We start from the raw sequence: 20,574 nt of genomic DNA, 5'->3' as shown, positions 1-20,574 counted from the left end.
GTGTTGGGGAGGAAGAAATGGCGGATACAAAAAAGGCCAGCAGAGCTGGCCAGTGGAGCGACTGTTATTCTTAGGCTGAATAAATCAGCTCATACGGTGCAGTACCTTGGGCAACGCGGACGTGTATTTCTGCACATCTTCGATATAACCCATGCTGACCCGCGACCAGTTGGTGTAGTCGCGGTAGATGCCACGGATCAATACGTTCTCTTTTGCCATTTCCTCGCGGAAGGTTTCCGCGTTGAGATCGCCCAGGTTTACGAACATGAAGTTGGTGACGGAAGGCAGGGCCGTAAGGCCGTTTTCCTTCACGGCGGCGCTGACCATATCCCGGGCCTCTTTGACCTTGCTGCGGCAGTAGTCCATGAACTTGTGGTCTTCGTAACAGGCGATGGCGGCAGCCAGGCCAGCCTGGTTCAGTCCGTACCAGCCCAGGCCGTAGCGTTCCATTTCCGCGATCTTTTCCGGCTGTGCGATCAGGTAGCCCACTCGCATACCGGCAAGCCCGTAGATCTTGGAGAAAGTGCGCGCAACGATAATGTCGTGGCCGTCCTTGATCAGCGGGATCACGGTATTGGCATCACTGTTGTCGGTGAGTTCGTTATAGGCCTCGTCGGCCAGAACGGTGCACTTTTTGGAGGCCTTGATACAGAAATTGCGCATTGCCACCGGGTCAATCAGCATCCCGGTCGGATTGTTCGGGTTGGTGACCTGAACCATGGAGATGGAATCATCGATGGCGCCGTACATGGCGTCCAGGTCGATGGCCAGGGATTCCAGTTTGGGGAGTCGTTTGATCTCGCCGATTTTCTGCATTTCAACCACCCGTGAGGTGGTGTCCCAGAAGAGGTCTGGCCCGAGAATATTGCCTTTCTGGGCAGCGGCGATGGCCGCCGCGGCAAGACCGGCGCTACTGCCGGAACCGAGCGTGACATGATCCGGTGTGAGCCCGTGGCGCTCGGCGATCATGGTTTTCAGGCGCATCACGCTGTCGTAAACGTAGTAGGCACCTTTCTGGCTCGCTTCCATCATGGCCTTTAGTGCAGCGGGGCTGGGGCCGTACGGATTTTCGTTGGCGTTGAGTTTGGCTACGCCGGGGGGCGGTCCGTACAGGGGCGTAGGTCGCACGATCTCTTTTGCGGATGCACTGCTGGCGAGTCCGCCTACGGTCGCCGCGGAGAAGGCGGCAGTGGCGCCCTGTAGAAACAACCTCCTGCTCAGTGATTTATGCATTATTTTGCTCTCCCCGTTATTCGAGTGTTGTGTTGAGTTCGATGAATGGTTGCATCACGCCTTGGCGAACATCGCCAGGGATACCGCGATCAGGTAGACCCCGAAGAGACGCTTCAGGTGTAATTCGTTCAGGCTGTGCGCCCAGCGCGCACCGATGGGGGCGGAAATGATCGAGAACACAGAAATCGCGATCAGCGCCGGAATATTGATGTAGCCAATGGAACCCATGGGCAGATCCGGTGCATTAAGCCCCATAATGAGGAACCCTATGGCGCCGGGCAGGCCGATCAGGAAACCAATACCGGATGCGGTTGCCACAGCCTGGTGCGTCGGGCGGTTGCACAGCACCATGGTCATGACGGTGATGGTGCCGCCGCCGATGCCCAGCAGTGATGAAAAACCGCCTAGAAAGCTCGCCAGGCCAGCGCGCGCAAATCCTGTGGGCATTTCCAGTTTGCCCTTGAGGCCGTCAAACAGGTTGGGAAACAGAAAGTAGATGGAATACAGCAGTACGCCGGCGGCAAATACATGTACCAGGCTCTGGCTGTTGGTAAATGATGCAATATAGAGGCCGGCACCGACCCCCAGTACGATCCAGATAGACCAGTCCCTCAATACCTTGAAGTCCACGGCCCCTCGTTTACTGTGTGCCTGCACCGAGCGCGCCGATGAAATCACGATAGAGGCGAGGGAGGTGCCCACCGCCACGCGCATCATTTCATCCGATGCGCTGTGCAAAAACGGGAATACCGCCAGCAACGCAGGTACAACGACAAAGCCCCCGCCATTTCCGAAAAGTCCCGCGGTGATACCCGCAATAAGGCCCGCGGCGCAGAGCAGCAGGATAAACAGTGAAATTTCCTCGACGCTCATATACTTCTCCGACGTTCTCCATTGAACAGAGATGGAAAAGCATTAACCGTGCCAAACGACGCGCCAATTTTTTGCGGGTATAGCGCTTGCGATAAAGTGCCGTCGATGAGCGGTAGAGCGATTTCCGGTAGATTGTGCGGCGGGTGCCCTTTTGCACAGAGGGTTCGTTTTTTATTTCCCCTCGATATGGGCTCGGTGCTAGCCATAGGTTTACGAACGGCTGTCAGGTGTTAATCTCTGTGACTGATTTCCGGGGCAGTCCGCGCCGGAAAAGTTTCAGTAACCCTGCCGGGGGAGACATGTTTAGAAGAATAATCATTGCAACCGCGCTGCTGTTCAGTATCTGCGCACAGGCGGAAACCATCAGCGGCCTTACCGCGGGCCTGGACAGGCAGCAGGGCCTGTTCGACTTTTACTGGGATGACAGAAAAGGTCGGGTGCTACTGCAGGTCGACCAGTTTGATCGCGAGCTGTTGCTGCTTACCGGCCTTGCCCAGGGACTGGGATCGAATCCGGTAGGTTTGGATCGCAACCAGGCGGGTGAAAGTCGTGTGGTGAAATTCGAGCGGGTGGGCAATAAGGTATTGATCCACCAGGTAAATCTCGATTACCGGGCACAGTCGGACAACCCGGCGGAGCGGCGCGCCGTCGAGGAAGCCTTCGCTTCATCTGTGCTGTGGGGCTTCGAGATCATCGCGGAAGAGGGCAGTGGTGTGCTGGTGGACTTCACGCCCTTCCTGTTGAGCGATCAGCACGGTATCGCTCAGCGACTGAAAGACGCCGAGCAGGGTAGCTACAGCGTGGATGCCAGTAAATCGGCGGTCTACCTGCCGCGTACCCGCAGTTTTCCGCAAAATACCGAGTTTGAAGCGCAGCTGACTTTTGCCGGCAGTGAGCCCGGTAAATACATGAAGGAAGTGGTGCCGACCCCGAAGCTGGTGACACTGCGCCAGCATATTTCCCTGGTCGCACTGCCTGAAGACGGTTACCGGCCGCGCAAGTTTCACAGCCGCAGCGGTTACTTCCCGCTCACCTACCGGGACTACGCCACGGAAATCGACCAGCCGATGGATCAGCGACTGATCTTCCGTCATCGCCTGCAGAAAAAGCCCGGCAGCAATGAAGTGGTCGAGCCGATTGTTTACTACGTGGATTCCGGTGTGCCGGAGCCGGTACGCAGCGCCCTGATCGAAGGCGCCAGCTGGTGGAATCAGGCATTTGAGGCCGCCGGTTTTGAAAACGCTTTCCAGGTAAAACTGCTGCCGGAAGACGCCGACCCTCTGGATGTGCGCTACAACGTGATCAACTGGGTACACCGCTCTACCCGCGGCTGGTCCTACGGTTACTCGGTCTATGACCCGCGCACCGGTGAAATCCTCAAAGGCAATGTCACGCTCGGCTCCCTGCGCGTGCGTCAGGACTTCCTGATTGCACAGGGCCTGTTGCAGCCCTACGGTAAAAAGGATGCGGATACCGAGAAGCTGAAGGCAATGGCGCTTGCGCGTATCCGTCAGCTCTCCGCCCACGAGGTCGGCCACACCCTGGGCCTCGCGCACAACTTTATTGCGAGTACCGAAGAGCGCGCCTCGGTGATGGATTACCCGGCACCGCTGGTCACCCTGAGTGGCAACGATCTTAAACTAAGTGAAGCCTACGACACCGGTATCGGTGCCTGGGACAAGCTGGCAATCCGCTACGGCTACGGTATTGCCGATGATGCAGAGCAGGAATTTCTGGCCGGAATCATCGAAGAGGCACAACAACAGAAGTTGCGTTTTATCTCTGATCCGGACTCCCGCGCAATCAACAATGCACATGCAGAATCCCACCTGTGGGATAACGGGGAAGAGGTACTGGAAGAGTTCCAGCGGATGACCGAGCTGCGCCGGCATGCACTGGAAAACTTCTCCGCGGCTGCCAACCGCCCGGATGTGGCGCGCTCCTCCCTCGACGAGACCCTGGTACCTGTCTACTACGGGCATCGCTACCAGTCGGAAGCCGTGGGCAAGCTGATCGGCGGGCTGGATTACAACTACCTGTATAACGATGCCGAGGGCGAGAGTTACACCATGGTGCCGGCGGACAGGCAGCAGCAGGCAATAGATTCCCTGGCTGCGACGCTCAAGCCGCAATTCCTGACCCTGCCGGAAAAAGTGCTGCAGCTGTTGCCGCCGAAGTCCTACGGTTACAGCCGCACCATTGAAAGCTTTCCCGCATACACCGGCGTGACGTTTGACAGCATCGCCATGGCGGAGGCCGCGGCTGGCCACACTTTTTCCATCCTGCTCCATCCCGAGCGCGCAGCGCGCTTGCAGCAACAGCAGGCGCGCAGGGGCGCGGGGCCGGGCTTCAATACCCTGCTTGCCCAGTTGACCGCACAAGCTCTGGCTCACGGCGACTATGAGGGGTTACAGGCCGCTGTTCACCAGCGCGTCAACCATGTGTATGTCCATCAGCTGATGATGTTGGCGGGCAACAAGAAAGCCCCGGCGTCTGCGCGCGCCCGTGCGAATTTCGAACTGGCCAGGTTCCAGCACGCGATTGGTGAGATGAAGCTGTTCGGGGATGATCCGCACGGCTATAACGCCCATTACTTTTACGAGGCCAACCGCATAGCTGCCTATATGGCCGGGGACCTCGAAGTGGAAGCCGGGGATATCAAGCCGATGCCCCCGGGATCGCCGATCTAACCGAGAAAAATTCGTTCATTAAAAAAGGCCGCGCAAAACCTGCGCGGCCTTTTTTATTTCAGTGCGGTACCGAACTTAAAACAGGCATTGGCTACCCCACCAGAAGCGGCAGTTGATGGTGACACTTTTGGCAACCGAATGGCTGGCGCCAGCGTCGTCGGTCACCGTGAGGGTCACCTGGTAAGTACCGTTTTCGCTGTACGCGTGGCTGGGGTTCCGGGTGGTGGCGCTGCCTCCGTCGCCAAAGTCCCAGGCCCAGCTGGCAATACTGCCGTCGCTGTCACTGCTGTTGTCGGTAAAGCTCGCGGTGACACGGGATACGGAAACACTGAAATCCGCGACGGGAGGCTCGTTTTCTACCGGCTCATCACTGCTGACTGTCAATTCCTGTGAAGTGGAGTCACTCACTCCATCGTTGTCGGTAACGGTGAGCGATACATTGTAGGTGCCGGCGGCAGCGTAACTGTGGCTCGGGTTCTGCGCGCTGGAAGCGTTTCCGTCACCAAAATCCCAGTCCCACGCGGTGATATTGCCGTCCGGATCGCCGCTCTGATCCATGCAGTCGATGGTCAATTCGTCGGTAGTGCAGCTGAATTCTGCCTGCGGTGGCCGGTTGCCGGTAGCTACCGCATCCAGTGCCGCGCGGGCATCCACAATACCGGCGCCACAGCCCCCGGAACAGCTGCCGGGTAGCGGGCGGGCGGTGTTCTGCAGGATGCTGGAAACCTCATCCGGGGAGATGCCGGGGCTCGCCTGGTAGAGCAGCGCGGCAACACCGGCCACATGGGGCGTCGCCATACTGGTGCCCTGGTAGTGGCGGTAGGTTTCCTGCGCGGGGCCCTGGGTGCCGCTGTTCAGGGTGGAGAGTATCCCGTTCGCGGTGGTATTGGTTTCACCGCCCGGTGCCGTCAATTCCACCGTATCCCCGTAATTCGAATAGGAGGCGCGATTCCCCTGCCGGTCGTTGGCGGCCACGGTGACCACGCCATTGCAGTTGGCCGGGGAAAAGTCTGCGGCGTTGCCATTGCTGTTGCCTGCGGCCACCACTACGGTGGTGCCGTTCCCCCGCGCGGTGTCAATGGCGCTTTGCATGGCACCGCCGCAGCTGCCACCGCCGCCGAGGCTGAGGTTGATCACGTGGGCGGGGTTGGGGTTGTCGGGTACGCCACTGACATTGCCCCCTGATGACCAGACAATGGCATCGATAATGTCTGAGGTGTAGCCGCCGCACTTACCGAGTACCCGCGCCACCAGCACCTTGGCACCGGGCGCAACACCCGCCACGCCGAGTCCGTTATTGGTGATCGCGGCGATGGTGCCGGCGACATGAGTGCCGTGCCAGCTGCTGTCACGGGGCTGGGAGGGATTGAAAAAGCCGCATTCCCATACCCGCAGCCAGTCGCCCGGATCGCTCGGGTCGCTGTCGCGGCCATCGCCATCGTTCGCCACCGCCGTGTCGTCGATAAAGTCGTATCCGGGCAGGATATTGGCGTTCAGGTCTGAATGGCCGGTGATCCCGGTATCGATAACCGCAACCACCACACCGCTGCCGTCGTGGGTATCCCAGGCTGCTTCCAGGTTGATGCCGCCGGTACCTTCAAAATAGTGCCACTGCTCGCTGTAGCGGCTGTCATTGGGGACCGCGGTGTGCTGCATCATGCGGTCCACCTCGACCGAGAGTACGCCCGGCTGCTGTTGCAGGGCCGCTACAAGGCGGTCCAGCGCAGCGGGTGGCAGGCGCCGTTGCAGGCTCAGCAGGTCAAACTGACCGCTGGCGAGGCGGTGCCGATAGCGCATTTCGGTGCCGGTAACCTGCATGAGTTCCGCGGTGGCGGCGCGCGCCTGCTCGCTGGTGCGCGGGCCGGCAAAGCGAAGAATCAGTCGCTGCGGCTGTTCCGCGACCGGTTCTGGTGTTTGCGCGTAAAGCGGCGTGGCGAGAAAAAACGGGGTTGTGAGAAGAAGGGCGACCACGGCCGAACGGCCGGCACTGGCATAGTCGAATTTCACGGCAGCATCCTGCAACGGCTAGGAGCGGCCGGTACAACCGCCCCGGTTTTATTTCAGCGTCTTCCTGACGCCGGGTCATTTTTAAGCCTAGCAGCGATACCCGGGCACACTTAGCCGCGAATAAACTGGGATTTCCGGATCCAGTGACTACCGCGGTATTTGCGAGTTGGCGCAGAAGTAGTTTTTGCCCAGAAATAGTCCCGGTTGAACTGGAACTCGACCTCGTAGCCTTCCGCCAGCGCAGCCAGCGGCATGGCCTGCCAGTTGGACTGGCGGCGCTTGCTGGTGGCCTCCAGCAGGTATTCCGTGCCATTGACAATGGCGACCACCCAGGCGTGCCCCTGGCCCTTGTGGGTGCCAAGCGCCACCCGTGCATCGACGCCCAGGTTGATCAGCCAGTCTGCCAGCAGGATCGCGTGGTCCTCGCAGTCGCCGCGCTTCTGGTAATAGGCCTGGCGGGAGGTCTGCCAGATGTCGGCGAGCCCCGCGTATTGCAGGTGGTCGTACTGGTATTCCTTGCGGATGGCCAGTGTGTACAAGGGAACCCAGAGCTCCCGGGTTTCAAATGGCTGGAAACCGACCAGATAGCTGTTGGCAAAGTGGTGCAGCTTATCCAGTCCGCGCGCGGATGCGGTCACCGACTCCAGGCCCTGCCAGTTCCATACGGAGATATAGCTGCTTTCCTGTTCCGAGCGTTTGCCCACCGCATTCTGTACCGTGGATTCGGTGAGCGGCGCGGATACGCCTTTTACGATCACCGTGCCCTTCTGGTTGTCTCTGACATCCGGCGAGCCAGTCTCACGCAATTGGGGCTGGGGGATGGGTTGCGGTATCGAGTTCCGTTGCAGGAGTAATTCCGGGAGCAACAGCATGAAGCCCAGTAAAACGCCAATCAGCAGTAAACGCATCGCCGGTGGCCTCAGCCCTTGAGCCCAAACGAAATAATCATGGCCACGAACACCAGGATGGTGGAGGCAAAAATGGCAACCGCGATATTGCCATTTTTCAGTTCCGCCTCGATATCGACGTGCTTGAGCAGCTTTTTGTCGATGACCAGCAGCGCGACCATACCGATAATGAGGGCGATTAGTGTGTAAAGGAGGTTCAGGCCAAGGTTGAAGAGGGTTGCGGTAAGAAATTCAGATTGCACGTTGTTTGATCCATGTGAACATATCCAATGGTTAATTAGACCATAACCTTCACGGATTTTCTGCTCTCACCGAAAGCTGTTCGCGGCATCGCAAACGGCCTGCTTGCCGGACGGCCGCTTGGTCTCTATTGTGTGCGGCGATTTTCAACACAATAGGGAATGTCGATGTTGTCTAAGTTGTCAAAAGTACTGGTTGTGATAGCAGTGATGGGGCTTGTAGCCTGCGGTGATCGGGTGGAAGTGCCACCGGCACATGTGGGTAAAATCCTCACCAAGAACGGCTACAAGCCGAGTACGGTACCACCGTCCAAATTCCGCCTCGACCCGTGCCTGTTCTACTGTGACAAGCTGGTTACCCTGGCCACCGCAGATTTTGGGCACCTGGAAAAGTTCAAGCTGTTTATGCCCAAGGATCAGCTGAATATGAGCTTCGATATCCGTATGACCGGGTCGGTCAATGAAAAATATATCGACAATATTTTTGATCGGGTGCCGCCCCAGACCGATAATATTTCCGTCAATCAGGTGTACAACACCTATGCGCAGCCGGTGATCCGGGATGTGGTGCGCCGTGTTATCGCCAAGTACTCCATCAATGAGATCGCCTCCAGTCGCGAGATGCTGAGCCAGGAGCTGTTCTCTGCCGTTTCCACTTCACTGGAAGGCACACCGATCAAGATCAAGCGCCTGGGGATCGCCGATGTGCAATTTCCCAAGGTGATCACCGAGGCCAAGGAGCGTGCCGCAGAGCGCCGGGAGTTGATCGAGCAGGAAAAGGCCCAGTTCGAAATCCAGAAGATTCAGATGGAACGTGACCTGGAGCGGGAAAAAATGAATCGCGCCATCGCCCGTGAAAAAGCCATGGGGCAGAAAGAAGTCAACGACCTGTTGGCGAAATCGGTTACCGACAAGTATCTCGCCTACCGGACACTCGAAGTACTCGACCGCATGGCGGAATCGGAGAACAAGGTGTTCGTTCCGGTGGAAGCGCTGGGTAGCATCGGCCTGCAGCAGGCGGTATTTTCCGATCAGGTGAAACAGGTGGCGCGCAAGCGTTAACGGGGGGCGAGCGATGGAATTTAACGCACAGATAGCGAACTGGCTGATGACCGCTCTCGGCGGTCTCTCCTCCTGGGTGGTGATTACCGCATGCGTATTGCTGCTACTGAATATTTTCCTGCGGGTGCGCTTTCTGCACAGCCACGGCGAGAGTTTGCACTGGCTGCTGGATCGCACCCTGATTATCCGCTTTCTGTGTCTGTTGTTTTTTATCTGGGTGCTGATCGGGTTCAACAGCAATGGGCCAAAACTGGTATTGGCGCCCGACTACAGTGCGGAACAGCAGGCCACAGACCGAGCACTGAACCGGGAAACGGAACCGGTCGGTGATCTGGCGCCGCAGCGAGAGTCAGCTGCAGAGCGTTCCGAGCACCTGAAAACGTTGCGGGACGAGCAGAAACAGGAGCAGGAGAGCATGGTAAGTGAGGAATAAATTCCCCTTTTTTTGCTTTAAATCGGGCTGAAATTTATGGCTGGTTTCAGCTCGTTAGTACTTATCTCCGGGATTTTTCCTCTTTAAAAAAATCAACCCTGACATGCGGGTCACAGGGCTAAATTTTTGAAAATATTCGGTTGGGAGCCTACCCATGCCTCAATAGACTTCGGGGCACATCCGAAGAGGAGGATCCCAAATGCGTTACCTATTACCAGTAGTACTGTTTTGTACCGTTGCCGGTTTTGCCCAGGCACAGCAGCCGATGGATCAGCTACCTGCGGGCAGTGCTGAAGTGCAAATCCTTGGTAAGACTTATTGGAAAAGTGGAGATAATTTCTACCAGTTCAATGAGAGCACCGGTATGTTTTATCAGGTTCCGGAACCCCAGGTTCAGGCTCACCGTGACCAAGCTGCACATATGTATCAGCGCAGCCAGACCGTTCCGGCGACAAACCTGACTTCTGACCAGATCGAGGGTTGTCGTAACGCTGCTGCGGACAAGTCAAATGAAGTGCCTAACCGCGGTAGTAATGTGTACATTCAGGAATACAACAAGTGTGTGACTGATCTGCAACAGTAATTAATCAAAGATTGGTGAAAAAGGCTTGCCGTTACGCGGCAAGCCTTTTTCATATATGGAGATCGGGAGTGTTGCGCTCAGTATGCGCCGCGAATGAGTTCAATGCCCGGCTCGATAGCGCGGCGCCAGGCCAGAGCGGTGTCCTCATTAAACTCGGGGTCGTACTGACGCAGGGTGGCCAGCAGCGCATCCAGCCACAGGCCGTACCAGTCCGGGCGAATGCCGTAGCCGTCGCGCGAGTGACTTTTGCCCAATGCTTTCAGCTTGGTATCCGGCATGCCCCGTGCGTGCAGCACCAGCTGCATGATGCCGTTGCGTAACAGGTGGCGTTGCGCCGGCATGTTTGTGTCCTTGAACAGGGCTCGAATTTCTTCGGAGCTGCCCATAAAACGGTCGTAGAAGTCGATGAAAAAGCCTTCTCTGTTACAGCAGCGGCCGTAACTCTGAAAAACGATATCGCTGTCGGCATTTCCCATTGCCGTCACTCCCCTGACTATTGTTATGACTGCGCGGGCGGGCGCAGGCGACCGCGGATTCTAACGGTAGCGACCGGGCTCAAATTGATTTAGATCAATTTGTCCGTGGGCGGGGGGGAGTGCAAATTTTACGCATCATAAAAAAGGGGGCCAGTTGGCCCCCTTAAATTCAACGTGTGCAGGTTACTGGGTGCAATTTTTACCTTTGCAGGGCTTGCCGCCGCCGCCATTGCCGCCGTCGCCACCGCCATTACCGCTGCCGGAGCAGCCATTGGCTGTGAGGTAGTCCACCGCGTCTTTGGCCTGTACCAGACCGTAGCCGTAAGCATTGTCACGTCCGGCTGCGCCCAGGTCTTCCGCAGTGCTGGCCAGCGCCGAGCGGATCTCGCTTGCGGAACAGCTGGGGAAGTGGCTCCACACCAGCGCACTCACGCCGGCAACGTGGGGCGTGGCCATGGAGGTGCCGTTGAAATAGGCATAGTCGCCGGGCTCGATGGTCAAGCTGGCACTGCTGCCCAGCTGGCCGAGGAGTGCGGCACCGTCGGTATCGGTAATACCCACGGATGGAATGCCTGTGGCCACTTCACCCATGGTGCCGTACAGCATACCCGGTTCGTTGTTGTAGATTACCGCTGCGATACCGCCGCCGGCCTCACAGGCCTGCACTTTCTCGGCGAAGCTGATATTGCCGCGGGAGATCAGGCACACCTGGCCAGAAGCGCTGGCACAGGCAGCTTCGCCCAGGCCGCAATCCACCAGATTGCCGGTGACGCTACCCTGCGGACTGCCTTCCATGGCTGCCGCCTCAATAGCGCTACCGTTCACGACCAGGCTGGTTTCCAGGCTCATGCCGGTCGGCACGGATGACAGCACATCGACACCGGGGCCAGCCAGTTCCACCTGATCGGTCTGCTGGGAGAAGTCGGCAACCACTTTGTTGCTGTCGATGGCTGCAACGGATACCACAGCGTCGTAGGACGCGGGGTAGGAGTGACGGGTATTGCCGTCATTACCCGCGGCGGCAATGGAGAGTACATTCTGGTTTGCGTACAGATCGGCAAAAGCCCGTTCCTCGGTGCGGGACTTAAAGGTGCCGCCGAGGCTCATATTGATCACGCTGGCGCCGTTGGCCGCACACTCATCAGCCGCGGCCACCAGAGAGGAGGAGTAAGCCCAGCCATCGGCCCCGAATACCTTGACGATGTGCAGGTTGAGGTTGCCGTTCGGGTTTACGCCGACGACACCTTTACCGTTTCCACCAATCGCGGCAATAGTGCCGGCTACATGGGTGCCGTGACTGTTTTCGTCGGTAAACCAGTCACCGGTACCTGAGTCGTAGTTACCAGTTACGTTTCCGCTTGGAAGGTCCTCGTGATTGATGTCGTAGCCGGAGTCGATGATACACACCGTCTGGTTGCCGGCCATGGCATCACTGAGTTGGTCTGCCTGCACCATGGGAATACCGAAGGGGACGGTTTCCGCCATGGGGTAGCGTTTCACATCCTGTTCGACATATTCGACATTGGGGTTATTGCGCAGGGCGTTGAGCGCTTTGCCCGGGAGGTTCGCAGCCATCGCGCTGCGTTTTTCCAGCGCGAGCGCCGAGCGGCCACCGTTCTTTTCCATCATCGCTTTGACTGCGGGGCCTTTGCCTTCTTTGAATTTGATGATGTAGCGGTCGTCGGCAGCGCTGGCGTGAGCGGAAATGGCCAGGGCGAGCGCGCTGGTGAACAGGGTTGGAATGAGTTTATTCATCTTTTTATATGGCTCCAGTTCTGTCTGGTACTTCTTCTAATTGGTTTGGATGGTGGCTGACTACAGTCGGTGTCGCGAGATTGGCGGCAGGCGCACAGCCGGTGGATAAAATCTAGCAGGTTTTCGCGGGGTGCCCATTGCCCGCTGAGTGCATTGAGCAGTGCTCTGCAAAAAGGATTTTCGAGGAGGATAACTGCGACAGATTGATGGAGGGAGTTGCGAATTCGTTCGTCTGCCTGTCTGCGCAAATCTCGTGAAGGTCAGTGTCCCTTGCATAGTGCTGGAAGCGGGACGGCAGCTGCTGGGCGTCCCGAAATTCTCTGTCAGAGAATAAAATTCCGAAATAAAACTGAACAAAAAACAAGCTCATTTCGCACCTGGCTCGGCGCTCATGCCAAAAAAATTGATGAAAAACATACGTTTATCCTGTTTGTAAGTACTTAGTTCCGCTCTTAAGGTAAAAACCGAATAAATATTCCATTTTTTGTGTGTCTCTGTAGAATGGCGGGAAAAATAACTTTTGGGACATAGTTCCCAATTCTCTCGACTCACAGGAAAATAATCATGAGAAGCCGCAAGTCTCTATCCCCCATGGCGGGGTTGCTGCGCCGCATGCGTGTTGCCCAGGCGCTATCTGACAAAACCGGAATATCCGCCGATGAAAGTCTCGATATCGTTACCGAGGGTGCGCGCCTGGGTGGCAAGGCGGCTTCTGCGGAAGAGCGCCGTCGCTTCCTCAAGCAGTTGGGCTTTGGTGCCGCTGCAGTAGGTGTGGGTGCATCTCTCGGTGGTGTATCCAAACCGGCGCAGGCCGATCCGGGTGGCGGCAATGGCGACGGCCGTCCCGGTCGCGTAGCCATTATCGGTGGCGGTGTGGCGGGTATCCGCTGTGCCCACCGCCTGCAGCAGTACGGCATCGCCAGCACCGTGTTTGAAGGCAACACCCGTCTGGGTGGCCGTGTAAGCACCAACCGCTCTATTTTTGGCGGCCCGGTTGAGCGCGGTGGTGAGCTGATCTCTACCGAGCACAATGCGGTGCGCAACCTGGCCAATGAACTAGGCCTGGACGTGGAAGATGTCAACGGCAACGCCGTGCCCGGTGGTAACGAGCTGTATTACGTCAACGGCCAGCACTACTCCGAGCACCAGCTCAACGAAGAGTGGCGTGAAACCTACAAGATCTTCAAGAAGATCCAGCATGATGCGCCCTGGCTGCCCACCTACGACTGGCACAATGAAACCCATAAGGCACTGGATTACATCGACTCCAACACCTGGATGGATCAGGTTGGTATTGGTGCCAACTCCAATATGGGCCAGGTATTCCAGGCGGACCTGGTTGCTGAATACGGCCTCCAGCCGGAAGACCAGACTGCGCTGAACCTGATTTACCTGCTGGCATGGAACCCGATCAACAGTGCGACCCCGCTGGCGGGTACTGACGAGCGCTTCCGCATCGCCGGTGGTAACGACCAGCTGTGGCGCAAGATGGTCGAACAGCTGCCCGAGGGCACCGTCGAGACCGGTCGCAAGCTGGTGGCCATTCGCGGTGATATCAACGGCCCTTACACCCTGACTTTCGAAGACGGCTATGTGCACAACTGCGACAAGCTGGTGCTGGCACTGCCGTTCTCCCTGCTGCGCGATGTGGATATCGAGCCGGCGCTGTACAACAGCTTCCGCCCGGAAAAACGCATGGCGATCGAGCAGATGGCTTTCGGTAGCAACGGCAAGATGGCGCTGCACCACAACAGCCGCCCCTGGACCCAGACCCAGTACGTCAATGGCCAGGCGGTGACCGGTAACGGTGTGACCTACGTGGGCCGTCCGGAGCTGTTCGACACCTGGGACTCCACCTCGGTCAATGGCAAGACCGACGGCATTCTGGTGAACTTCTTTGGTGGTACCTACGGTGCCAACCTGGGGAGCGACCAGCCGTTTGCCGCACCTACCCAGGCGGACATCAACCACTTCCACGGCATTGTGGACAATGTGTTCCCCGGTACCTCCGCCGCCTTCTCCGGTACTGCCATGCAGTCCAAGTGGTCCGCCAACCCCTGGTCCAAAGGTTCCTATTCCACTCCGACCTTTGGCAGTTACACCAGCTGGTGGGGCGCCCAGCCTCTGGCAGAGGGCAATATCCACTTCTGTGGTGAGCACACCGAGCTGGAATACTTCGGCTATATCGACGGTGCGGTATCTACCGCCGAGCGCGCGGCCAGAGAGATTCATCAGACCGCGTAAACTGCTTCGCAGTTTTCATCTCACAGGATGCAAAAAAGGCCGCGGGCGAGTGCTCGCGGCCTTTTTTGTTTCTCGCGGTTTTTGTTAAACATCGTTCTCGTGCTTTAACTGCACCGTCCACTGCCCTTCCAGATCCACACTCACCAGCACCTGAATCGGCCGGCAGCACACGGCGCAGTCCTCGATGTAGTGGCGACTGCCCGCCGAGGTATCGATCAGCAGCAGGATAGTTTCTCCGCAGTAGGGGCACTGATCACTGAATTCGTCCACGGTATCCATATGCATTTGCTCCGAGTGGTCTTTTGCTTGCGGGCGGATTACTTGCCGAGATGGGGTGCCGCCCAGGCCGCGAGGGTGTCTGCTACATAAATAGCATCTTCTCGCCGGGTCAGCAGGTGGTCGGCGTCGTCGAGGCTGATAAAGCTCTTGGGATGCAGGGCGCGGTTATAGATGTCCGCGGCTTCGTCGATGGAGACAACCTGGTCCACCGGAGAGTGGTAGATCAGCAGCGGGCGTCCTAGTCGGTGGATGTAGCCCTCCTGGATGGATTCCACATCCTCCACGAAATGCTTCTGGATCACGAAGGGACGTCCGGATAGCTCGACTTTCGCCTGCCCCTGTTCCTCGATGGTATCCAGCGCGCAGGAAAACTGTTTCAGCACATGCTCCGGGTCCGCCGGCGCAGCGACGGTGGCGATGGCCTTTGCCTCGGGGATGTCACCGGCGGCCGCCAGCACCGCGGCACCGCCGAGGCTGTGGCCCACCAGCAGGTCTGCGGGCTGGAATTCATCGCGCAGAAAGCTCGCGGCGCACTTCAGGTCTTCCACGTTGCTGGAAAAGTTGGTCTCGCTGAAGTCCCCCTCACTGTCACCGAGGCCGGTGAAGTCAAAGCGCAGGGTGGCAATACCCAGTTCCGCCAGACGGCGGCCGATGCGGGACGCTGCGAGTACGTCCTTGCCGCAGGTAAAGCAGGGGGCGAAGAGGGCGAAGCCCCGGGGCGAGCTGGTCGGGGTTTCCAGGATACCTGCGAGCATCTGTCCGCGGGCATTGGGGAAGGTCACCTTGTGTCTGCGGCGCTCTCTGCCATTGCTGTTTGCGGCCATGGGGACTCCTTTCTGCGGTGACTTTTTCTGCGGGAGCAGGCAATGGTAGAGAGCGAAATTTGACCGGACAACGGGCACGACCGGTTTTTTTTGCGTTCTTGTAAAAATGACAGCGATGTCACGTCGTTATTCATTCTGTGCGGTAATTCATTTACAAAACCGGTTGATATACTCCGCGGCGAGCGTCGTCGGCCCGCAATTACCGCCGCAGCGGTGACCACACCGGTGGTCAGAGCGTATAATCCGCGCCCGCTTTCCCCGCCCGAGGGCCGGGGTGAGTAAGTATTCAGCAACCAGCAAACGAGGATTGGCTATGGCGGTTAAATTGATGAAGGATCAGGATCTGGCGGGTAAGCGCGTTCTGATTCGCGAAGACCTGAACGTACCGGTGAAAGACGGTGCGGTCACCTCTGATGCGCGCATCCGCGCAGCACTTCCCACCATCAAGGCTGCCTCCGAAGCCGGTGCCAAAGTCCTGCTGATGTCCCACCTGGGCCGCCCCACCGAGGGCGAGTACGAAGAAGAATTCTCCCTCGCACCGGTCGCTGCACACCTGGGCAAGCTGCTGGGCAAGGACGTGCCGGTGATCAAGGACTGGCAGAACGGCGTGGAACTTGCAGACGGTGAAGTGGCGTTGCTGGAAAACGTGCGCTTTAACCAGGGCGAGAAGAAAGACGATGAGACGCTGGCCAAGCAGTACGCGAGCCTGTGCGATATTTTCGTGATGGACGCTTTCGGCACCGCGCACCGCGCCCAGGCCTCCACCCACGGTGTAGCCAAATTTGCCCCGATTGCCTGTGCCGGCCCGCTGCTGGCGGCAGAGCTGGACGCACTGGAAAAAGCCCTGGCCAACCCCGCGCGCCCGATGGTGGCGATTGTCGGCGGCTCCAAGGTATCCACCAAACTGACCGTGCTCGAGAGCCTTTCAGACAAGGTCGATCAGCTGATTGTCGGCGGTGGCATCGCCAACACCTTTCTGGCAGCCGACGGCAAGCCGGTGGGCAAATCCCTGTGCGAGCACGACCTGATCGACACTGCCAAGGGCCTGATGCAGAAGTGCGATATCCCGCTGCCCAGCGACGTGGTGACCGGCAAGGAATTCAGTGAATCCGCCGCGGCGGAAACCAAAGCCGCAGAAACGGTGGCGGACGACGATATGATTTTCGATATCGGCCCGGATTCCTCCGCCGTACTGGCAGAAATCCTCAAGGGCGCCAAGACCATTATCTGGAACGGCCCGGTCGGTGTGTTCGAGTTCGACCAGTTTGGCGGCGGCACCGAGCGCCTGTCGAAGGCGATTGCCGACAGCGATGCCTTCTCCATCGCCGGCGGTGGTGACACCCTGGCAGCAGTGGATAAATACGGCATTGCTGACAAGGTCTCCTATATTTCTACTGGGGGTGGTGCATTCCTCGAGTACGTGGAAGGCAAAGTGCTGCCGGCAGTGGCTATGCTGGAAAGTCGTGCCGGCGAATAAGGGCCGCGCGAGCGAGTAAGTGTTATTGCGGTGGCGCCGGGTACGGATTTTGAATCTTTTCCCGGACGCCCCGTGTACCGGCATTGGATGTACATGCCGGTGTAGTTACCGATGTAGATACGACTGAAGTAGATACGAGCGGTTTAGTTACGAAAGTACCGAATATCAAAAAGAGATGTGACCGGGCCACGGCTCAGGAATCACACAAGAGCAGTACCAAATACCAACTTTATATCGACGAGAAAGGGTTTTTTCATGGCTTTAATCAGCTTGCGTCAGCTGCTGGACCACGCCGCCGAGTTTGGCTACGGCGTACCGGCGTTTAACGTCAACAATCTGGAGCAGATGCGCGCGATCATGGAGGCCGCGGACCAGACCGACTCCCCGGTGATCGTGCAGGCATCTGCCGGTGCCCGCAAATACGCCGGTGCTCCCTTCCTGCGCCACCTTATCCTGGCCGCTGTGGAAGAGTTTCCGCATATCCCGGTGGTGATGCACCAGGACCACGGCACCAGCCCCGCGGTGTGCCAGCGCTCTATCCAGCTGGGCTTCAGCTCAGTAATGATGGACGGCTCGCTGATGGACGACGGCAAGACCCCGGCGTCCTACGAGTACAACGTGGACGTGACCAAGCGCGCTGTGGAAATGGCTCACGCCTGTGGTGTTTCCGTAGAAGGTGAGCTGGGTTGTCTGGGCTCCTTGGAAACCGGTATGGCTGGCGAAGAAGACGGTGTTGGCGCAGAGGGCAAGCTGTCCCACGACCAGCTGCTGACCGATCCGGAAGAAGCTGCGGATTTCGTCAAAAAAACCCAGGTGGACGCGTTGGCCATTGCCTGTGGTACCAGCCACGGTGCCTACAAGTTCACCCGTCCGCCCACGGGCGACATCCTTGCCATCGACCGCATCAAGGAAATCCACGCGCGTATCCCGGATACCCACCTGGTCATGCACGGCTCTTCTTCAGTGCCGCAGGAGTGGCTGAAGGTGATCAACGAGTTTGGCGGTGAGATTCCGGAAACTTACGGTGTGCCGGTAGAGCAGATTTGCGAAGGCATCAAGTATGGTGTGCGCAAGGTCAACATCGATACGGACCTGCGCCTGGCATCCACCGGTGCGGTGCGTCGCTTCCTGGCCGAGAACCCGTCCGAGTTCGACCCGCGCAAATTCCTCAAGGCGACCACCCAGGCCATGAAGGACATCTGTGTGGCCCGCTACGAAGCCTTCAACACCGCTGGCAACGCCAGCAAGATCAAGCCGATCAGCCTGGAATCCATGTCCGAGCGCTACGAGAAAGGTGAACTGGTACCCAAGATCAATTGATCCCGGTACGGTGTTCGTAAATAAAAAAGGGTGGACTTCGATTCACCCTTTTTTATTTCCTGATTTCAACAAATAAGTGCAGTACCATTAAGTCATGGATCTGCTGAAAGACTTCAATGCTGTCGACCCCGGCCCGGTGATCCGCCGGCCGGATTACTCTGCGCTGCGCAACGAATTGCCAGCGCTGGGTTTTGCCTGCGATCAGCCTCTCCCGGAATCGGTGGTTGCCTACCGCAACTACTATCGCCTCAATTTCGACGAAGCCTCCGGCACCGGTATTGGTACCTTCGAGGCCGCCGGTTTCGAGTTGGTTGCCCAGTATTGGAAGGTGGCCAAGCCCAGGGGCACGCTGTTTATCTGCCACGGTTATTTTGACCACACTGGCATTTACGGTGCTGCCATTCGCTTTGGCCTGCAGCGCAATCTCAATGTGGTTTCCGTGGACTTTCCCGGCCACGGACTTTCCAGTGGCGAGCCGGTGGCGATTGATTCCTTTCTGCAGTACCGGGAAGTTCTTGAAGCGCTGCTGCACTGTGCGCAGGGGAAAATGCCGGAGCCCTGGCACGGCATGGGGCAGAGCACCGGTGGCGCCACCCTGCTGAACTATTTGCAGTTCACCCTCTGGCAGCCGTTCGACAAGGTCATGTTGTTGGCGCCGCTGGTGCGACCCGCCAATTGGCATCTGCGCAAGTGGATGTACTACCTGGGGCGCTATCTGCTGCCGCACCCGAGCCGCGGGTTCAACATTAATACCCACGACGCGGAATTCGCGCGCCGCCAGGCACACCGCGACCCGCTGCAATCCCCGGTCATGTCGATCCGCTGGCTGGGGGCGATGGTGGACTGGCTCAAGGTATTCCCCAAAACCTGCCGCAATCCCAAGCCGATTCTGGTGCTGCAGGGCACGGACGATAATACCGTGGACTGGCGCTACAACATGCGCGCTATTCGCGATCGCTTCCCCAACAGCAAGCGGGTTATTGTGCGCGGTGCCCGTCACCAGATGATCAATGAAACCCAGCCCTACCGGCAGCAGATCCTCACTGCGCTGGACGAGTGGCTGGACCAGCCCTGAGCGATGGTTAATACAGCCCTGAGCGGTTGTTGTGAGCAGCCTGAGCGGTTGTTATGAAAAGCCCTGAGCAGCTGATCTAAATATCCTTGTCTCTCAAGCGCCGGCGCTTGCGGCGCAGTACCAGCGCGTCCGCCGAGTAGAAGCCCAGTGCCGTCCACACAAAGACAAACGTCACCAGCTTGGTTTTATCAAATGGCTCGTTATAGAGCAGCACCGCGAGGAAAAACATCAGGGTCGGCCCCAAGTATTGCAGGAACCCCAGGGTAGACAGGTTGAGCCTGCGCGCGGCGATATTGAACAGCAGCAGTGGTGTCAGGGTAATCGGGCCGGCGAGCAGCAGCAGGCCGTTCAGCTCCCAGGAGTTGTTCAGCAGATTGCTGGTCGGGCTGCTGCTCCAGAACAGGAAGCCCACGGCCAGTGGCAGCAGGAACAGGGTTTCCACCGTCAATCCAGTCAGGCTGTCCACCGCTGTCTGTTTGCGGACCAGCCCGTAAAAGCCGAAGGTCAGGGCAACGCCCAGTGCCACCAGCGGCAGGCTGCCGAACTGCCAAAGCTCGTAGCCAATCCCCAGCGCCGCCAGCGCCACCGCGATCCACTGTAGCGGGCGCAACTTCTCCCCGAGTACCAGAACCCCCAGCAACACACTGATCAGTGGATTGATGTAGTAACCGAGGCTGGCGTCCAGCAGGTGATCATTGACCACGGCCCAGATAAAAATCAGCCAGTTGGTGCTGATCAGTGCGGTGGAAACCAGCAGTGCCAGCATGGCCTTGCGGGATGACAATACCGCTTTCAGTCCGCGCAGCTTGCCCAGTACCGCGAGCAGGATCAGCGCCAGCAGCAGCGACCAGATACTGCGGTGGGCGAGGATTTCCGGCGCTGAGAGGTTGCCGAGTAGTTTGAAATAGAGTGGCGCAATGCCCCAGATGAGGTAGGCGCCCAAACCCGCCAGCAATCCTGCGGCGGCGGAATCGGTGTTCTGGTTTTGCACGAGGAATATTCCTGGCTCACGGGCGGCCCTGGCAGCCTGTGACAGTGATTCGGGAAGACAGAAAGCAAGAAGCCCGCTGCTGTGTATTGCTACACAACCAGCGGG

The 20,574-nt window shown here is 58.2% G+C and carries 18 protein-coding genes; 8 read left to right on the top strand and 10 right to left on the bottom strand.

Annotated features, from left to right (window positions below):
- Nucleotides 1-84: 84 nt before the first annotated feature.
- Nucleotides 85-1,233, bottom strand: a complete 1,149-nt coding sequence (locus tag HUW35_RS04530) for a histidinol-phosphate transaminase (protein WP_181254440.1) — start codon at nt 1,231-1,233, stop codon at nt 85-87.
- A gap of 54 nt (nt 1,234-1,287) precedes the next feature.
- The gene (locus HUW35_RS04525) at nt 1,288-2,106 is read right to left on the bottom strand and encodes a sulfite exporter TauE/SafE family protein (RefSeq protein ID WP_181254439.1); all 819 of its coding nucleotides are present in this window, start codon (nt 2,104-2,106) and stop codon (nt 1,288-1,290) included.
- Between the two features lie 299 nt (nt 2,107-2,405).
- On the opposite strand from HUW35_RS04525, the gene HUW35_RS04520 reads away from it, so the two are divergent.
- Nucleotides 2,406-4,796, top strand: coding sequence for a zinc-dependent metalloprotease (locus tag HUW35_RS04520; RefSeq protein ID WP_181254438.1), 2,391 nt, complete (start codon nt 2,406-2,408; stop codon nt 4,794-4,796).
- A 75-nt stretch (nt 4,797-4,871) separates the two neighbouring features.
- Here HUW35_RS04520 and HUW35_RS04515 read toward each other — a convergent pair whose 3' ends face one another.
- The 3 genes from HUW35_RS04515 to HUW35_RS04505 form a co-directional block, all read right to left on the bottom strand.
- Entirely contained in the window at nt 4,872-6,803 is a 1,932-nt protein-coding gene (locus tag HUW35_RS04515; protein ID WP_181254437.1) for a S8 family serine peptidase, read from the bottom strand.
- Nucleotides 6,804-6,913: 110 nt separating this feature from the next.
- Nucleotides 6,914-7,711, bottom strand: coding sequence for a transglutaminase domain-containing protein (locus tag HUW35_RS04510; protein ID WP_181254436.1), 798 nt, complete (start codon nt 7,709-7,711; stop codon nt 6,914-6,916).
- An 11-nt stretch (nt 7,712-7,722) separates the two neighbouring features.
- Entirely contained in the window at nt 7,723-7,953 is a 231-nt protein-coding gene (locus HUW35_RS04505; RefSeq protein ID WP_181254435.1) for a DUF350 domain-containing protein, read from the bottom strand.
- Between the two features lie 165 nt (nt 7,954-8,118).
- On the opposite strand from HUW35_RS04505, the gene HUW35_RS04500 reads away from it, so the two are divergent.
- The 3 genes from HUW35_RS04500 (at nt 8,119) to HUW35_RS04490 (ending at nt 10,028) form a co-directional block, all read left to right on the top strand.
- Nucleotides 8,119-9,012 carry an SPFH domain-containing protein gene (locus HUW35_RS04500; protein ID WP_255463494.1) on the top strand — a complete coding sequence of 298 codons (894 nt, stop codon included), beginning with the start codon at nt 8,119-8,121 and terminating at the stop codon, nt 9,010-9,012.
- Between the two features lie 13 nt (nt 9,013-9,025).
- Nucleotides 9,026-9,445 (top strand): hypothetical protein, encoded by a 420-nt coding sequence (locus HUW35_RS04495; protein WP_181254433.1) that lies wholly within the window; start codon nt 9,026-9,028, stop codon nt 9,443-9,445.
- 199 nt (nt 9,446-9,644) lie between these two features.
- Nucleotides 9,645-10,028, top strand: a complete 384-nt coding sequence (locus HUW35_RS04490) for a hypothetical protein (RefSeq protein ID WP_181254432.1) — start codon at nt 9,645-9,647, stop codon at nt 10,026-10,028.
- 77 nt (nt 10,029-10,105) lie between these two features.
- On the opposite strand, the gene HUW35_RS04485 is transcribed toward HUW35_RS04490, so the two are convergent.
- Together HUW35_RS04485 and HUW35_RS04480 are read right to left on the bottom strand one after the other, a co-directional pair.
- A complete protein-coding gene (locus HUW35_RS04485; RefSeq protein ID WP_181254431.1) occupies nt 10,106-10,504 on the bottom strand; it encodes a globin in 399 nt (132 codons plus the stop codon).
- Nucleotides 10,505-10,687: 183 nt separating this feature from the next.
- Nucleotides 10,688-12,259, bottom strand: coding sequence for a S8 family serine peptidase (locus tag HUW35_RS04480; RefSeq protein ID WP_181254430.1), 1,572 nt, complete (start codon nt 12,257-12,259; stop codon nt 10,688-10,690).
- A 564-nt stretch (nt 12,260-12,823) separates the two neighbouring features.
- On the opposite strand from HUW35_RS04480, the gene HUW35_RS04475 reads away from it, so the two are divergent.
- On the top strand, nt 12,824-14,503 hold the full coding sequence (locus tag HUW35_RS04475) for an NAD(P)/FAD-dependent oxidoreductase (RefSeq protein WP_181254429.1): 1,680 nt from the start codon (nt 12,824-12,826) through the stop codon (nt 14,501-14,503).
- An 84-nt stretch (nt 14,504-14,587) separates the two neighbouring features.
- On the opposite strand, the gene HUW35_RS04470 is transcribed toward HUW35_RS04475, so the two are convergent.
- Together HUW35_RS04470 and HUW35_RS04465 are read right to left on the bottom strand one after the other, a co-directional pair.
- Nucleotides 14,588-14,782 (bottom strand): CPXCG motif-containing cysteine-rich protein, encoded by a 195-nt coding sequence (locus HUW35_RS04470; protein ID WP_181254428.1) that lies wholly within the window; start codon nt 14,780-14,782, stop codon nt 14,588-14,590.
- Between the two features lie 38 nt (nt 14,783-14,820).
- A complete protein-coding gene (locus tag HUW35_RS04465) occupies nt 14,821-15,606 on the bottom strand; it encodes an alpha/beta hydrolase (protein WP_181254427.1) in 786 nt (261 codons plus the stop codon).
- 313 nt (nt 15,607-15,919) lie between these two features.
- On the opposite strand from HUW35_RS04465, the gene HUW35_RS04460 reads away from it, so the two are divergent.
- The 3 genes from HUW35_RS04460 (at nt 15,920) to HUW35_RS04450 (ending at nt 19,478) form a co-directional block, all read left to right on the top strand.
- Nucleotides 15,920-17,083 (top strand): phosphoglycerate kinase, encoded by a 1,164-nt coding sequence (locus HUW35_RS04460; RefSeq protein ID WP_181254426.1) that lies wholly within the window; start codon nt 15,920-15,922, stop codon nt 17,081-17,083.
- Between the two features lie 255 nt (nt 17,084-17,338).
- Nucleotides 17,339-18,403 (top strand): class II fructose-bisphosphate aldolase, encoded by a 1,065-nt coding sequence (gene fba / locus HUW35_RS04455; RefSeq protein WP_181254425.1) that lies wholly within the window; start codon nt 17,339-17,341, stop codon nt 18,401-18,403.
- A gap of 94 nt (nt 18,404-18,497) precedes the next feature.
- Nucleotides 18,498-19,478, top strand: coding sequence for an alpha/beta hydrolase (locus HUW35_RS04450; protein WP_181254424.1), 981 nt, complete (start codon nt 18,498-18,500; stop codon nt 19,476-19,478).
- Between the two features lie 76 nt (nt 19,479-19,554).
- Here HUW35_RS04450 and rarD read toward each other — a convergent pair whose 3' ends face one another.
- Nucleotides 19,555-20,469: an EamA family transporter RarD gene (rarD, locus tag HUW35_RS04445; RefSeq protein WP_181254423.1), complete on the bottom strand. Its 915-nt coding sequence runs from the start codon at nt 20,467-20,469 to the stop codon at nt 19,555-19,557.
- Nucleotides 20,470-20,574: the final 105 nt, after the last annotated feature.

It is taken from the genome of Microbulbifer sp. YPW1 (genome assembly GCF_013367775.1).
GTDB lineage: Bacteria > Pseudomonadota > Gammaproteobacteria > Pseudomonadales > Cellvibrionaceae > Microbulbifer.
Note: the sequence above shows the minus strand (reverse complement) of the source record. Positions and strands in the feature narration are given on the sequence as shown.